The sequence below is a fragment of the Massilia rhizosphaerae genome (assembly GCF_016093545.1).
Classification (GTDB): Bacteria; Pseudomonadota; Gammaproteobacteria; order Burkholderiales; family Burkholderiaceae_D; genus Telluria; species Telluria rhizosphaerae.
This window is the reverse complement of sequence record NZ_JADKYX010000007.1, coordinates 77,055-91,363: the sequence shown is the minus strand read 5'-3', so window position 1 is coordinate 91,363 and position 14,309 is coordinate 77,055. Positions and strand designations below refer to the sequence as shown.

The window sequence follows — 14,309 nt, the reverse complement described above, 5'->3', positions numbered from 1 at the left end:
TGGAAAGTGCAGAAAATTGAAGATGTTTATCCGATTTTGATAAAACGCGGGCGGCGATGAGACAGTGCGCGCACCGGTCATCACACGGATCGCATGAAAAGATGCCAGAAGGAAACTTGCATGTTGTTATCAGGATTCTGTCACGATCCACCGCATCAGTGTACAATCCCCGTTCGCTTTTTTTCTCTCACATTTCCACGTTTCAATATGAGCACCCCGAACCCCGCCGCCGTCAAGGCCTGGCTGCTCGACCTGCAGGCGCGCATCGTGCAGGCGCTGGAAGACGTCGACGGCAAGGCCTTCCTGCGCGATACGTGGGAGCGGGCCGAAGGTGGGGGTGGCGTCTCGCGCCTCGTCGAGGAAGGCAATGTGATCGAACGGGGCGGCGTGAATTTCTCGCACGTGCGCGGCGCCAGCCTGCCGCCGTCGGCGATGGCCGCGCGGCCGGAACTGGCCGGACGGGCATGGGAAGCGATGGGCGTGTCGCTCGTGCTGCACCCGCACAATCCGTATGCGCCCACCGTGCACATGAACGTGCGGTTTTTCGAAGCGACGGCCGAAGGAAAAGACCCCGTCTGGTGGTTCGGCGGCGGCATGGACCTCACGCCGTATTATGGCGACGAGGGCGACGCCCGCCACTTCCACCAGGTCTGCCGCGACGCGCTGGCACCTTTCGGGGACGACCTGCATCCACGCTTCAAGCGCTGGTGCGACGATTATTTCTATGTAAAGCACCGCAAGGAAGCGCGCGGCGTCGGCGGCATCTTCTTCGACGATTTCAACGAACTGGGGTTCGACCGGTCTTACGCGCTGGTGCAGAGCGTCGGCAACGGCTTCCTCGACGCCTACCTGCCGATCCTGCGGCGCCGCAAGGACCAGCCCTACGGCGAACGCGAACGCGATTTCCAGGCGTACCGGCGCGGGCGCTACGTCGAGTTCAACCTCGTGTGGGACCGCGGCACGCTGTTCGGCCTGCAGTCGGGCGGCCGGACGGAGGCGATCCTGATGTCGATGCCGCCGCTCGCCAAGTGGCGCTACGACTGGCATCCGGAACCGGGCAGCCCGGAAGCAAAACTGTATTCCGACTTCCTTCCCCACCGGGATTGGCTCGCCCCGTGACGCGCCGCATTTCCTCCTGCGTCGCTTTGCTGGGAGGCAGTTTCGACCCGCCACATCATGGCCACGTCGCGCTGGCCGAATTGTTTGCGCGCCAGCTCCATCCGGACGAGCTGCGCGTGCTGCCGGCCGGCCGGCCGTGGCAGAAAGCGAACGGCCTGGAAGCGGACGATGCCGACCGCGTGGCGATGCTGGAACTGGCGTTCGCGGGCAGCGGCGTGCCCGTGACGATCGATACCCGCGAAATCGACCGCCACGGCGCGACGTACACGGTCGAGACGCTGCGCGACGTACGCGCCGAAGTCGGCCCGGACGCCTCCATCGTGTTCGTGATGGGCGCGGACCAGCTGCAAAAACTGGACACCTGGCGCGACTGGCACGACCTGTTCGCGCTGGCCAATTTCGGCGTCGCCGCCCGTCCGGGCTACCGGCTCGACGATGCCGCGCTGCCGCCCGCCGTGGCGGCGGAACTGGCGCACCGGCGCGCGTCGTTCGAGGACGTGCGCGCCAGCCCGGCGGGCAAGGTCTGCCTGGCGCACACGCTGGCCGTCGACGTGTCGGCCACCCAGGTGCGCGAGGCATTGCACGCGGCGTCTCGTACCGGCCAGGTATCGGACCTAGGCGCGCTCGTTGCGCCGCAAGTGCTAGACTATATTCAACAACATAACTTGTACAAAAACTAATGGATATCAAGAAACTGCAAACAGTCGTCGTCGACGCCCTCGAAGACGTCAAGGGCCAGGAAATCGTCCTGTTCGACACGACGCACCTGACCAGCCTGTTCGACCGCATCGCGGTCGTGTCGGGCACGTCGAATCGCCAGACCAAGGCGCTGGCCGCCTCGGTGCGCGACAAGGTCAAGGAAGCAGGCGGCGACGTGGTCGGGCTGGAAGGCGAAGAGACGGGCGAATGGGTCCTCGTCGACCTGGGCGACATGATCGTGCACATCATGCAGCCGGCCATCCGCCAGTACTACCGTCTGGAAGAAATCTGGGGCGACAAGCCCGTGAAACTGGGCGCCGCCAAGCGCAAGTCGACGGCCGAAGGCCTGGAAGCGGCAGCGCCGAAATCCAAGTCGAAGCACCTGGCCGCCAACCAGGAACAGGAAGACGCGAAGCCGGTGCGCGAGCGCAAGCCCGCCGCGAAGAAATCCGCGGCCGCCGATGGCGCAGCCAAGCCCGCGCGCAAGGCCGCCGCGAAAAAGATCCCGACCGGCGCCACCGTGAAGGTCGCCGTGCCGAAGGCCGCCGCCGCCGAGGCGAAGGCCGCGAAAGCCGCGAAAGCCGCCAACGCTGCCGCTCCCAAGCGTGCGACCAAGGCCGCGGCCGAAGGCGAAGCGCCGGCCAAGAAAGTCATCCGCCGCATCAAAAAAGCCGACGAATAAGCGGCGATGCAGTTGCTCATCGCCGCCGTCGGCCACAAGATGCCGGCCTGGATCGAGACCGGCTTCGCGGAGTACGCCAAGCGCATGCCGCCCGAGCTGCGCATCGTGCTCAAGGAAATCAAGCCGGTCGAACGGTCCGGCAGCAAGACGGCGGCCACCGCGATGGCCCTGGAGCGCGAGCGCATCGAGGCCGTGCTGCCGAAGGGCGTGCGCATCATCGCCCTCGACGAGCGCGGCCGCGACCTGACCAGCGTCGGCCTGTCGCAGCAGTTGGAAGCGTGGCAGCAGGACGGGCGCGACGTGGCGTTCCTGATCGGAGGCGCCGACGGTCTCGACCCGGAACTCAAGGCGCGGGCCGATGGCCTGATCCGCATCTCGAGCATGACGCTGCCGCATGGTATCGTGCGCGTGATGCTGGCGGAACAGTTATATCGTGCCTGGTCGATTACCCAAAACCACCCCTACCATCGGGTATGAGCCGATGAAACAGCCCGACAAGAAAATCTACCTCGCTTCGAAGAGCCCGCGCCGGCGCGAACTGCTGCGCCAGGTCGGCATCGACTTCGAGATCCTCAGCCTGCGCGCCGACCCGGCACGGGGCATCGACGTCAGCGAAGACACGTTCGCGGGCGAGCCCGCGCTGGACTACGTGGCCCGCGTCGCGCGCGAAAAAGGCGCGTTCGCATGGAACGTGCTGCACCTGCGCCGCATGCCGCTGCGTCCCGTGCTGTCGGCCGACACGACCGTCACCATCGACGGCGAGATCCTCGGCAAGCCGGCCGACCGCCACGAGGCCATCGCGATGCTGGAGCGACTGTCGGGCCGCACGCACCAGGTGCTGACGTCGGTCGCCCTGCACTACACGGACGTGTTCGAACAGGTGACGCAGGTGTCGGACGTCCGGTTCGCGAAGCTGACCCCGGCCGCGATCCAGGCGTATTGCGCCACGCCCGAACCCTACGACAAGGCCGGCGCCTACGGCATCCAGGGCCTCGCCGCCTTGTTCATCGAGCATATCGAGGGCAGCCATTCCGGCATCATGGGATTGCCCGTATTCGAGACGGCGCAGCTGCTGCAGAAGGCGGGGCTCTCCATCTTGTGATGCCCTAACCCGCACATCCGGCCACGCGTCCACCGTGTATGATGTGACTCTGAACAATAAAACACGGCCCGGGCTCATGACTGAAGACATCCTGATCAATATCAACCCGCAAGAAACACGCGTCGCGCTGGTGGTACAGGGTGCCGTACAGGAGCTGCACATCGAGCGCACGCTCACCCGCGGCCTCGCGGGCAATGTCTATCTCGGCAAGGTCGTGCGCGTGTTGCCGGGCATGCAGTCGGCCTTCATCGACATCGGCCTGGAACGGGCCGCCTTCCTGCACGTGGCCGACATCTGGGAAGCGCGCCCGCACGACGGCGCCAACGGCGCGAGCAGCGCGCCGCCGACGCCCATCGAAAAAATCCTGTTCGACGGCCAGGTGCTGACGGTGCAAGTGATCAAGGACCCGATCGGCACCAAGGGCGCGCGCCTGTCCACGCAGATCTCGATCGCGGGCCGCATGCTCGTCTATCTCCCGCAGGACAAGCACATCGGCATCTCGCAGAAGATCGAGAAGGAATCCGAACGCGAAGCCCTGCGCGCGCGCCTCGCGAGCCTGCTGCCGCCGGACGAGAACGGCGGCTACATCGTGCGCACCCAGGCCGAGGAAGCGTCCGACGCCGACCTCGCCGCCGACATCGACTACCTGCGCAAGACGTGGGGCGCCATCACGAAGGGCGCGCGCACCCGTCCCGCGACGAGCCTGCTGTACCAGGACCTGAGCCTGGCCCAGCGCGTGCTGCGCGACTTCGTCCACGACGAGACGGCCGCGATCCTCGTCGACTCGCGCGAGAACTACCTGAAGCTCGTCGAATTCGCCCAGGTGTACACGCCCAGCGTGCTGTCGCGCCTGCAGCACTACACGGGCGAACGGCCGCTGTTCGACCTGTACGGCGTCGAGGAAGAAATCCTGCGCGCGCTGGGCCGGCGCGTGGACCTGAAGTCGGGCGGCTACCTGATCGTCGACCAGACCGAGGCGATGACGACGATCGACGTGAACACCGGCGGCTTCGTCGGCGGACGCAATTTCGCCGACACGATCTTCAAGACGAACCTGGAAGCCGCGCACGCCATCGCACGCCAGCTGCGGCTGCGCAACCTGGGCGGTATCATCATCCTCGACTTCATCGACATGGAGAACAACGAGCACCGCAACGCCGTGCTCGCGGAGCTCAAGAAGACGCTGTCGCGCGACCGCACGAAAGTATCCGTGAGCGCGTTCTCGGCGCTGGGGCTGGTCGAAATGACCCGCAAGCGCACGCGCGAATCGCTGGCCCACATCCTGTGCGAGCCCTGCCCCGCCTGCGCCGGCCGCGGCCAGGTCAAGACGAGCCGGACGATCTGCTACGAAATCCTGCGCGAACTGCTGCGCGAAGCCAAGCAGTTCAACCCGCGCGAATTCCGCATCGTTGCCTCTCAGGAAGTGGTCGACCTGTTCCTCGAGGAAGAATCGCAGCACCTGGCCATGCTGGGCGACTTCATCGGCAAAAAGATCTCGCTGCAGGTCGAGCGGGGCTATCATCAGGAGCAGTACGACGTCATCCTGATGTAAACAGGCCGAGGATGTGAAATTTATACGCCAGTTTCGCGGTCTAAAAGACAAGCATTTGTCATCCTGTTCAGTTCATGTTGCTCACACAGGACAATGCGTCTAAAAATATTGCCGGGGGCAACGCAATGTCCCGGTTTGGACTACAATTCGAGACAATTTGTTGAAGATTTCGAGAGTTGGCGGTAGTGTGCATCCACCACGCAGATGCACGGCCAGCCGACCGGTTAGCGCTGCTGATCGCAGACCCTGAACCTCCGCTGGCGGCGTCGGACAACAACTGGCAGGCGACCCGTAAGAGACAATGAACGTACCTCTCATTCCTTCCGATCTGCTGAAGAAATCGGACAAGATCCTGTTCATCGCCCACCTGGCGTTGGGCGACTACACCTATTTGCAGAACTGCTTCCAGGCGTTCGCGCGCGCCTATCCGCACCTGAAGCTGCATCTGTGGGTGGACGAGGTCCGGCGCACGAGCGACGCGTCGCAGTGGCCGCACCTGAAAAAGAACGTCCTGTACGACTGGCTCGACGCCTGCGATTTCATCGACAAGGTCTACCGGCAGAATTACTCGCCCGAACTGTTCCGCGCGTCCATCCAGGAAGCCCAGCGGGAACACTACCCCATCGTCGTCTCGCTGTGCACCCTGCGTCCCCATTTCTATGCCGACCTCGCGCGCGAGATCAGCCCGGACGGCTTCGTGTTCGGCCTGAAGAAGCCGCATGGCCTGCCGGGCCTGCTCCACTGGTTCAGCTACCGCAAGCTGGACGCCAGCCTCGACCCGGACGTGGCCGACCGCGCGAGCGCGCCGCACATCAGCGACGTGCACGCGGCATGGTTCCGCCAGCTGGCCGCCGTCGAGATCCCGCCGGCCGAGCGCATTCCGTTCGTGCACATCCCCGAGCAATTCGTCCTCGGCGCCAAGGCCCGCCTGCACGACTGGGGCTTCGACCGCCGCCAGGGCAAGCTCGTATTCATCAATCCGTTCGCCAAGACGCGCAAGCGCTGCTGGCCCGTCGAGCGCGTGGCCGAGCTGATCGAAACGATGCGCGCCCAGCCGGAATGGCGCGACGCCTGCTTCGTCGTCAACGCGGTGCCGCAGGAAGTGGACAACGTGAAGGCCATGCTGACCCGCCGCCAGCTCGACCGCACGGAACTGTTCAGCGCCAACGAAAACTTTTTCCAATTGCCGGCGATGCTGGCCGAATGCGACCTGATCGTGTCGGTGGAAACGGCCGTGATGCACCTGGCGAACGCCGTCGGCGTGCCGGTCGTCGCCCTGATGCGCCAGAAGACGCCGGAATGGGCGCCGGTCGACAAGGCCAACAGCACCGTCATCACGGCGGATCAGCGCCGGGATTGGGTCAAGGCGATTCCGGTGGATGCCGTCATGCACGCGTTGGCGTGATATCGCCGCATGGCCGTCCGTTATTTCGCGTCCGGGAAAAATAACTGTTCCCCCGCCGGCTTGAACGAGGCAATCTTCGCCTGCCCCTCCGGCGACGTGATCCACCGGATCAGCGCCGTCGCCCCCTGGTAATTGATGCCCTTGTGCTTCGCCGGATTGACGGCGATGATCCCGTACGGATTGAACATGCGCTTGTCGCCCTCGACGAGGATGGCCAATCCCGTCTTGGCCTTGTACGCGCCGTATGTCGCGCGGTCCGTCAAGGTGTAGGCGTTCAGCTCCGCCGCCATGTTCAGCACCTCGCCCATGCCGCGGCCGGCCGAGACGTAGTTGCTGCCGGCCGGTTTCGTGCCGGCCTGCTGCCAGTAGGCCTTCTCCATCACGTCCGTGCCGGAATTGTCGCCGCGCGAGATGAACTTCACGTCCGCGGCCGCGATCTTCTTGAAGGCCGCGATGACGTCGTGGCTGCCCTTCACGCCCGCCGGGTCGCTCGCGGGCCCGGCGACGATGAAGTCGTTGTACATCACGTCGTGGCGGTCGATGCCCCAGCCCGCGGCCACGAACTTGTCTTCCAGCTTGCGCGCGTGGACGAGCGCGACGTCGACGTCGCCGTTCTTACCCAGCTCCAGCGCTTTGCCGGTGCCGACGGCGATCACGTCGACCTTGATGCCCGTCTTGGCCTCGAACGCGGGCAGCAGGTATTTCAGGAGGCCCGAGTTCTCGGTGCTGGTGGTGGTCGACAGGCGCAGCACCTTGGCGGACTGCGCCTGCGCGAACGGCGTCGCGACGGCCAGGCAGGCGATGAAGGCGAGGATGGAACGGCGTTGCATGGGGTCTCCTTGTCGTGTCAGCGGTATTCGAGATGCCCGTCGCGCAGCTTGAGCCGCTGCACACCGGGCAGGTTGATCAGGTCGCGGTCGTGGCAGGCGATGACGATGCTGCTGCCCGCCTCGACCATCGTCGGAATCAGCGCGATGACCTGTTCGCGCGCGGCGCCGTCGAGGTTCGCGGTCGGTTCGTCCAGCAGCAGCAGGCGCGGTTGCAGGACTTTCGCGCGGGCCAGCGCCACGCGCTGTTTTTCGCCGCCCGACAGCCGGGTGGGATCCGTGTCGCGCAGGTGCGTCACGCCGGCCCAGGCCATCGCGGCCTCGACGAGAGGACGCACGACTGCGGGCGGCTCGCCGCGCACGACGAGGCCGTAGCCGACGTTGTCGGCGACGCTCGTCGAGAACAGGATCGGATGCTGGTGCACGTAGACGATGGCCCGGCGCAGCGCGCGCGGGTACGGGTGCGCGCGCGGCACCGCCTCGCCGGCGAAGCGCAGGCTGTCGATCTCGGCCCGTTCCAGGCCGCCCAGCACGCGCAGCAAGGTGCTCTTGCCGGCGCCGTTCATCCCCGTCAGCACGTAGGCGCCATGCGTCGCGATCTCGAGCACGTCGATGTCGAACAGCGTGCGCTCGCCGTGGCGCTTGCGCAGGCCGCGCACGCCCAGCAGCGACTTGCGGCGTTCGTCGTGCCGGGGCACATGCACGCCGGCGCTCTCGTGCACGGCCGCCGCGATCCGCGCGTCGATGCCGGTGGTCATGCGCGCTCCCGGACCGTGTGGGCGTCGCCCTGCAGCAGCATCAGCGCGCCGTTCATCAGCAGCGCGATCGACACCAGCACGATGCCGAGCGCGATGCCCTGCGCGAACTCGCCCTTGCTCGTCTCCAGCGCGATGGCCGTCGTGATCGTGCGCGTCTCGCCCTCGATGTTCCCGCCCACCATCAGCGCGCAGCCGACCTCGGAGATCACGCGGCCGAAGCCGGACAGCACGGCCGCCATCACGCCGAAGCGCGCCTCGTGCAGCACGCGCACCATCACCTGCATGGGCGACGCGCCCAGGGCGATCGCGGTTTCGGCATAGCGCGGATCGAGCCCCTGCACGGCCGCCAGCGTAAAGGCAAGCAGCACGGGCAGCGCGACGATGCACTGGCCGAACACCATGCCGGGCCGCGAGAACAGCCATTGCAGGCCGCCGAGCGGCCCGTGGCGCGACAGCAGCAGGTACAGCAGGAGGCCGATCAGGACGGTCGGCAGCGACAGCGCCGCCTGCGCCAGCCAGATGACGATGCGCCGCCCGCGGAACTTGCGCATGGCGACGACGTAGCCGATCAGGATCGCGGGCGGCGTGGCCAGCAGGAGACCGACGATGGTCGTCTCGAGCGAGACCCAGACGATGCGCCACAAATCGGGATCGCCCCTGAACAGCAGCGCGAAGGCCCGTGCGACGGCATCCGCGATGTCGCTCATGCCGTGCGCAACGTGCGCGCCGTCTCCAGCGCGGCGAGCCAGTCCGGCTCGAACACGAGGCGCCGTTCGCCGGACAGCAGCAGGAAGTGGTGGCCGCTGCAGCGCGCCAGCAGCGCCATGCCGACCTGCTCCGCCACCGCATGCCCCATCTGCGTCGTGCCGGAGCGCGACAGCAGGAACGGGATGCCCATCTGCGCGCCCTTGATCACCATCTCGGACGTCAGGCGCCCGGTCGTATAGAACACCTTGTCGGCGCCCTCCATCCGTTCGAGCCACATCAGGCCCGCGATGGCGTCGACGGCGTTGTGGCGGCCCACGTCCTCGATGAACCACAGCAGTTCGCCCGCGTTCGTGAACAGCGCGCAGCCGTGCACGGAGCCGGCCTGCTTGTACACGGATTGCTGGGTGCGCACGGTCTCGACGATGCGATGCACGACGGACTGGCGCAAGGTCGCGTCGGGCGGGAGCGCGATGCGGTCGACCTCGTCCATCAGCCCGCCGAACACGGAGCCCTGGCCGCAGCCCGTCGTGACGACCTTCTTCGCGGTGCGCGCCTCGACGTCGGCAATGCCGCCACGCGTGACGACGGCCACGGCGTCCACGGACCAGTCGACCTGCACGGACACGATGTCCTCCAGCGAACGCACGAGGCGCTGGTTGCGCAGATAGCCGAGGGTCAGCGCTTCCGGCGCCGCGCCCAGGGTCATCAACGTGACGAGCTCGCGCTTGTCGACATAGACCGTCAGCGGGCGCTCGGCCGGGATGTGCAGGGTCGCGCGGCGTCCACGCTCGTCGATGCCCGTCACGGGATGCGTGAGGCCGGCGCTGGCGTGGGACAGCTGGGGACGATAAGTAGAGGTCATGCGCGATGTCATACTTGCAATTGTGCCATGTCTCCCAAAATCTGGCCGCCACCGTAGGAACCCTGGTGCGCGACCTGCCCGCCCAGGCGCACGCGCACGGCGCAGTACTTGAATTCCGGGATCTTGCCGAACGGGTCGAGAGCCGCGTTCGTCAGCCGGTTGATCGCCGCCTCGTAATAGCAGAACGGGACGAACACGGCGCCGCGCGGCGTGCCGTCGTCGGCCCGGGCGTACAGCGACACTTCGCCGCGGCGCGACGCGATCGTGATCACGTCGCCCGGCCGGCCCCCCAGCGCCTCCAGGTCGAGCGGGTGCACGAGCGCGACCGGGTCCGGCTCGAGCGCGTCGAGCACGCCGGCGCGGCGCGTCATGCTACCCGTGTGCCAGTGCTCGAGCTGGCGGCCCGTGATCAGCACGACGGGATACTCGGTGTCGGGACGCTCGTCGGCCGGGATGATGTCGGCCGGGACGAAGCGCGCGCGGCCGCCCTCGCGCGGGAAGTCGCGGGTGAAGACGACGGGCTCGCCCGGATCGCCCTCGGCGCGGCACGGATACGTGACGGCGCCGTCGCGCTCCAGGCGGTCCCACGTGATGCCGGCGATGCTGGGCATCAGGTGCCGCATCTCGTCGAACACGGCGGCCGGCCCGGCGTAATCCCACGGCAGGCCGAGGCGGCGCGCCACCTGCTGGATGATCCACAGGTCCTGGCGCGCCTGGCCCGGCGGATCGAGCGCCTGGCGGCCCAGCTGCACGACGCGGTCCGTGTTCGTGAAGCTGCCCGTCTTTTCGGCGAAGGCGGACGCCGGCAGGATCACGTCGGCGAGGTACGCCGTCTCGGTGAGGAAGATGTCCTGCACGACGAGGTGTTCCAGCGCGGCCAACGCTTCACGCGCATGGTTCGCATCCGGGTCGGACATGGCCGGGTTCTCGCCCATGATGTACATGCCCCGGATTCGGTCCTCGCCCCCGGCGAGGATGTCGTCCATGATCTCGACGACGGTGAGGCCCGGCTTGCCGTCCAGCGGCCGCCCCCACGCGGCCTCGAAGGTCGCCTGCGCGGCCGGATCGTCCACGCGCCGGTAGTCCGGATACATCATCGGAATGAGCCCCGCGTCCGACGCGCCCTGCACGTTGTTCTGGCCGCGCAGCGGATGCAGGCCCGTGCCGGGACGGCCGATCTGGCCCGTCATCAGCGCGAGCGCGATCAGGCAGCGCGCGTTGTCCGTGCCGTGCACGTGCTGCGAGACGCCCATGCCCCACAGGATCATCGACCCTTTCGACGTGGCGTACAGCCGCGCCACGTAGCGGATCGTATCGGCGTCGACGCCGCAGATGGGCGCCATCGCTTCGGGGCTGTAGTGCGCCACGTTGGCGGCCAGCGCGTCGTAGCCGCTCGTGCGGTCGGCGACGAATGCCGGATCCACCAGGCCTTCTTCGACGATCGTGTGCATCATCGCGTTGAGCAGCGCGACGTCCGTGTCCGGCTTGAACTGCAGGAAGCGGTGCGCGTGGCGCGCGAGGTCGGAGCGGCGCGGATCCATCACGATGAGTTTCACGCCCGTTCTCGCCGCGTTCTTCATCCACGTGGCGGCAACAGGGTGGTTGACGGTCGGGTTGGCGCCGATGACGACCACGACCTCGGCGCGCGTCACGTCCATCACCGGGTTCGACACGGCGCCCGAGCCGATCCCCTCCAGCAGCGCGGCGACGGACGACGCGTGGCACAGCCGCGTGCAGTGGTCGACGTTGTTGCTGCCGAAGCCCGTGCGCACGAGCTTCTGGAACAGGTACGCTTCCTCGTTGCTGCCCTTGGCCGAACCGAAGCCGGCCAGCGCGCGCCCGCCGTGCGCATCGCGGATGCGCGCGAGGCCGCCGCCGGCCGCGGCCAGGGCTTCTTCCCACGTCGCCTCGCGGAACACGTCCAGCACGCGGCTCGGATCCATCGTGAAGTCGCCCCGTTTCGGCATGCCTTCCCTGCGGATCAGCGGCGTCGTCAGACGCTGCGGGTGGTGCGCGTAATCGTAGCCGTAGCGGCCCTTCACGCACAGGCGGCCGTGGTTGGCGGGGCCGTCGCGGCCTTCCACGCGCACGATGCGGTTGTCCTTCACGTGGTACGTCAACTGGCAGCCGACGCCGCAATACGGGCAGACGGAATCGACCTCCTTGTCGGGCACGACGAGTGCGGCGCCGCGCGCCGGCGCCAGCGCGCCCGTCGGGCAGGCCTGCACGCATTCGCCGCACGCGACGCACGTCGAGGCGCCCATCGGGTCGCCCTGGTCGAACACGATGCGCGCGTTCTCGCCGCGGCCCGCGAGGCCGATCACGTCGTTGACCTGCTCGTCGCGGCAGGCGCGCACGCAGCGCGTGCACTGGATGCAGGCGTCGAGGTTGACTTCGATCGCGGCATGGCTCGTGTCCGGCGGCGGCACGGTGCGCGTGGCGGGAAAGCGCGGCTTGCCCACGCCGAGTCTGCGCGCCCACTCCGCGACCTCGTCGTCGCGCGTGTACGTCGTGGCCGGCAAGTCGGACAGCAGCAGTTCCACCACCATCCTGCGCGCGGCGACGGCGCGCTCGCTGTCCGTGCGCACCTTCATGCCGGGCGCCGGATGGCGGCAGCACGACGGCGCCAGGGTACGCTCGCCATCGACTTCGACGACGCACGCGCGGCAGTTACCGGCCGGCTCCAGGCCATCCTTGTGGCACAGGTGCGGCAGGGCGATGCCGGCGCGCGCGGCGGCATCGAACAGCGTGTCGAAAGGCTGGGCCGCCACTTCGCGGCCGTCGATCTCGAACGTCACGGTCGGCACATTCGCGTTCATTTCGCCTCCAGCTCGTGCGGAAAATATTTCACGACGCAGTCGAACGGATTCGGCGCGGCCTGGCCCAGGCCGCAGATCGACGCGTCGCGCATCACCTGCGACAGTTCGGCCAGCAGCGCCGTGTCCCACGTGTCGCCCTCCATCAGCGCGACGGCCTTCGCGGTGCCGGCGCGGCACGGCGTGCACTGGCCGCAGGATTCGTCGCGGAAGAAGCGCAAGGTGTTCAGCGCGGCCGCGCGGGCGCTGTCGCGGTCGGACAGCACGACGACGGCGGCGGAACCGATGAAGCAGCCATGGCGCTGCAGGGTGTCGAAATCGAGCGGGATGTCGGCCATCGATGCGGGCAGGATGCCGCCCGACGCGCCGCCCGGCAGATAGGCGTAGAACGCGTGGCCGTCCTGCATGCCGCCGCAGTATTCGTCGAGGAGTTCCCGCATCGTGATGCCGGCCGGCGCCAGTTTCACGCCCGGCTCGCGCACGCGGCCCGACACGGAAAACGAGCGCAGCCCGCGGCGGCCGTGGCGGCCCTGGTTCGTGAACCATTCCGCGCCCCGCTCCAGGATGTCGCGCACCCAGTGCAAGGTCTCCAGGTTGTGTTCCAGCGTGGGCCGGCCGAACAGGCCGACCTGCGCGACGTACGGCGGGCGCAGGCGCGGCATGCCGCGCTTGCCCTCGATCGATTCGATCATCGCGGATTCTTCGCCGCAGATGTACGCGCCGGCGCCGCGCCGCAGGACGATCTCCGGCAGGTCGGGCACGGGCGGATCGGCGCGCAGCCGGTCCAGCTCCGCCGCCAGCATGGCGCGCAGGCCGTGGTATTCGTCGCGCAGGTACAGGTAGATCGTCTCGATGCCGACGGCCCACGCGGCGACGAGGGCGCCTTCCAGGAAGCGGTGCGGATCGCGCTCCAGGTAGTGGCGGTCCTTGAACGTGCCCGGCTCGCCTTCGTCGATGTTGACGGCCATGAGGCGCGGGCCCGGCTCGTTCTTCACGATGCGCCACTTGCGGCCGGCCGGGAAGCCCGCGCCGCCCAGGCCGCGCAGGTTCGAGGCCATCATCGTCACGATCACGCTTTCCGGGTCGAAGCGCCCGTCCGTGCAGGCGCGCAGCAGGCGGTAGCCGCCGCCGTCGCGGTAGGCGTCGTAATCGATGTGGTCCTCGTGGCGGTCGGTCGTCGCGCGGGCGCTCACGGCGGCGAGCACCGACTCGAGGCCCGCGCGCGCGACGGGCCGCTGCCCGACAAGCGCCGCGGGGGCCGTGTCGCAGCGGCCGATGCAGGGTGCGGCCAGCACGCGGACGTCCGTGCCGAGGATGGCCGGCAGGCGGTCGAGCAGGTCGCGCGCGCCGGCCAGTTCGCACGACAGGCCGGCGCACACGCGCACCGTGAGCGCCGGCGGCGCATCCTCGCCGTCGCGCCTCACGTCGAAGTAGTGGTAGAAGGTGGCCACCTCGTAGACCTCGGACTGCGCCAGCTTGAGTTCCTGCGCGAGGGCGGCCAGGTGGGCGGCGGACAGGCAGCCGTGGCGGTCCTGGATCCGGTGCAGGTGCTCGATCAGGAGGTCGCGCCGGCGCGGATTGTCGCCCAGCGCGGCCTGGACCTCGGCGAGGGCCTGCGGATCGACGCGCCTGCCCTTGGGTGCCTCGCGCTTGCGCTGGCGGCTCGGGCCGTGCGCGGCGATGGGGATGACGGGGTGGTTCATGGTCAAGCCTGTCTTACGTTGAATGATCGATGTTCGCACGTCCGTTGAACAGGTGGGCGCCCTGCGCCCACCATGC

13 protein-coding genes are annotated in these 14,309 nt (G+C 67.8%); 7 read left to right on the top strand and 6 right to left on the bottom strand.

Annotated features, from left to right (window positions below; translation table 11 throughout):
- The first annotated feature begins 207 nt into the window (after positions 1 to 207).
- The 7 genes from hemF to ISF28_RS12615 all read left to right on the top strand — a co-directional run bounded on the left by hemF (position 208) and on the right by ISF28_RS12615 (position 6,559).
- A complete protein-coding gene (gene hemF / locus ISF28_RS12645; RefSeq protein WP_198117539.1) occupies positions 208 to 1,119 on the top strand; it encodes an oxygen-dependent coproporphyrinogen oxidase in 912 nt (303 codons plus the stop codon).
- Positions 1,116 to 1,799, top strand: a complete 684-nt coding sequence (locus ISF28_RS12640) for a nicotinate-nucleotide adenylyltransferase (protein WP_370663427.1) — start codon at positions 1,116 to 1,118, stop codon at positions 1,797 to 1,799. The genes hemF and ISF28_RS12640 overlap by 4 nt, the downstream gene beginning before the upstream one ends.
- Entirely contained in the window at positions 1,799 to 2,500 is a 702-nt protein-coding gene (gene rsfS, locus ISF28_RS12635) for a ribosome silencing factor (RefSeq protein ID WP_198117538.1), read from the top strand. Before ISF28_RS12640 ends, rsfS begins: the two co-directional genes overlap by 1 nt.
- 6 nt (positions 2,501 to 2,506) lie before the next feature.
- Positions 2,507 to 2,977: a 23S rRNA (pseudouridine(1915)-N(3))-methyltransferase RlmH gene (gene rlmH, locus ISF28_RS12630; RefSeq protein WP_198117537.1), complete on the top strand. Its 471-nt coding sequence runs from the start codon at positions 2,507 to 2,509 to the stop codon at positions 2,975 to 2,977.
- Positions 2,978 to 2,981: 4 nt separating this feature from the next.
- On the top strand, positions 2,982 to 3,602 hold the full coding sequence (locus ISF28_RS12625; RefSeq protein WP_198117536.1) for a Maf family protein: 621 nt from the start codon (positions 2,982 to 2,984) through the stop codon (positions 3,600 to 3,602).
- A 76-nt stretch (positions 3,603 to 3,678) separates the two neighbouring features.
- Positions 3,679 to 5,154, top strand: a complete 1,476-nt coding sequence (rng, locus tag ISF28_RS12620; RefSeq protein WP_198117535.1) for a ribonuclease G — start codon at positions 3,679 to 3,681, stop codon at positions 5,152 to 5,154.
- A 301-nt stretch (positions 5,155 to 5,455) separates the two neighbouring features.
- On the top strand, positions 5,456 to 6,559 hold the full coding sequence (locus ISF28_RS12615; protein WP_198117534.1) for a glycosyltransferase family 9 protein: 1,104 nt from the start codon (positions 5,456 to 5,458) through the stop codon (positions 6,557 to 6,559).
- Between the two features lie 20 nt (positions 6,560 to 6,579).
- Here ISF28_RS12615 and ISF28_RS12610 read toward each other — a convergent pair whose 3' ends face one another.
- The 6 genes from ISF28_RS12610 to ISF28_RS12585 are packed head-to-tail and all read right to left on the bottom strand — an operon-like array spanning position 6,580 to position 14,233.
- Positions 6,580 to 7,389, bottom strand: a complete 810-nt coding sequence (locus ISF28_RS12610) for an ABC transporter substrate-binding protein (protein WP_198117533.1) — start codon at positions 7,387 to 7,389, stop codon at positions 6,580 to 6,582.
- 17 nt (positions 7,390 to 7,406) lie between these two features.
- Positions 7,407 to 8,144 carry an energy-coupling factor ABC transporter ATP-binding protein gene (locus ISF28_RS12605; protein WP_198117532.1) on the bottom strand — a complete coding sequence of 246 codons (738 nt, stop codon included), beginning with the start codon at positions 8,142 to 8,144 and terminating at the stop codon, positions 7,407 to 7,409.
- Positions 8,141 to 8,851, bottom strand: coding sequence for an ABC transporter permease (locus tag ISF28_RS12600; protein ID WP_198117531.1), 711 nt, complete (start codon positions 8,849 to 8,851; stop codon positions 8,141 to 8,143). Before ISF28_RS12600 ends, ISF28_RS12605 begins: the two co-directional genes overlap by 4 nt.
- Entirely contained in the window at positions 8,848 to 9,714 is an 867-nt protein-coding gene (locus tag ISF28_RS12595; protein WP_198117530.1) for a formate dehydrogenase accessory sulfurtransferase FdhD, read from the bottom strand. Before ISF28_RS12595 ends, ISF28_RS12600 begins: the two co-directional genes overlap by 4 nt.
- An 8-nt stretch (positions 9,715 to 9,722) precedes the next feature.
- Positions 9,723 to 12,533, bottom strand: a complete 2,811-nt coding sequence (gene fdhF, locus ISF28_RS12590) for a formate dehydrogenase subunit alpha (protein WP_198117529.1) — start codon at positions 12,531 to 12,533, stop codon at positions 9,723 to 9,725.
- Complete coding sequence (locus ISF28_RS12585) at positions 12,530 to 14,233, bottom strand: NAD(P)H-dependent oxidoreductase subunit E (protein ID WP_198117528.1); 1,704 nt, start codon at positions 14,231 to 14,233, stop codon at positions 12,530 to 12,532. The genes fdhF and ISF28_RS12585 overlap by 4 nt, the downstream gene beginning before the upstream one ends.
- Between the last annotated feature and the right edge of the window lie 76 nt (positions 14,234 to 14,309).

What these genes read in the sequence shown, in the direction of transcription:
- hemF (WP_198117539.1), top strand. Translation starts at nt 208, where the DNA reads ATGAGCACCCCGAACCCCGCCGCCGTCAAGGCCTGGCTGCTCGACCTG.
- rsfS (WP_198117538.1), top strand. Translation starts at nt 1,799, where the DNA reads ATGGATATCAAGAAACTGCAAACAGTCGTCGTCGACGCCCTCGAAGAC.
- rlmH (WP_198117537.1), top strand. Translation starts at nt 2,507, where the DNA reads ATGCAGTTGCTCATCGCCGCCGTCGGCCACAAGATGCCGGCCTGGATC.
- ISF28_RS12625 (WP_198117536.1), top strand. Translation starts at nt 2,982, where the DNA reads ATGAAACAGCCCGACAAGAAAATCTACCTCGCTTCGAAGAGCCCGCGC.
- rng (WP_198117535.1), top strand. Translation starts at nt 3,679, where the DNA reads ATGACTGAAGACATCCTGATCAATATCAACCCGCAAGAAACACGCGTC.
- ISF28_RS12615 (WP_198117534.1), top strand. Translation starts at nt 5,456, where the DNA reads ATGAACGTACCTCTCATTCCTTCCGATCTGCTGAAGAAATCGGACAAG.
- ISF28_RS12610 (WP_198117533.1), bottom strand. Translation starts at nt 7,389, where the DNA reads ATGCAACGCCGTTCCATCCTCGCCTTCATCGCCTGCCTGGCCGTCGCG.
- ISF28_RS12605 (WP_198117532.1), bottom strand. Translation starts at nt 8,144, where the DNA reads ATGACCACCGGCATCGACGCGCGGATCGCGGCGGCCGTGCACGAGAGC.
- ISF28_RS12600 (WP_198117531.1), bottom strand. Translation starts at nt 8,851, where the DNA reads ATGAGCGACATCGCGGATGCCGTCGCACGGGCCTTCGCGCTGCTGTTC.
- ISF28_RS12595 (WP_198117530.1), bottom strand. Translation starts at nt 9,714, where the DNA reads ATGACCTCTACTTATCGTCCCCAGCTGTCCCACGCCAGCGCCGGCCTC.
- fdhF (WP_198117529.1), bottom strand. Translation starts at nt 12,533, where the DNA reads ATGAACGCGAATGTGCCGACCGTGACGTTCGAGATCGACGGCCGCGAA.
- ISF28_RS12585 (WP_198117528.1), bottom strand. Translation starts at nt 14,233, where the DNA reads ATGAACCACCCCGTCATCCCCATCGCCGCGCACGGCCCGAGCCGCCAG.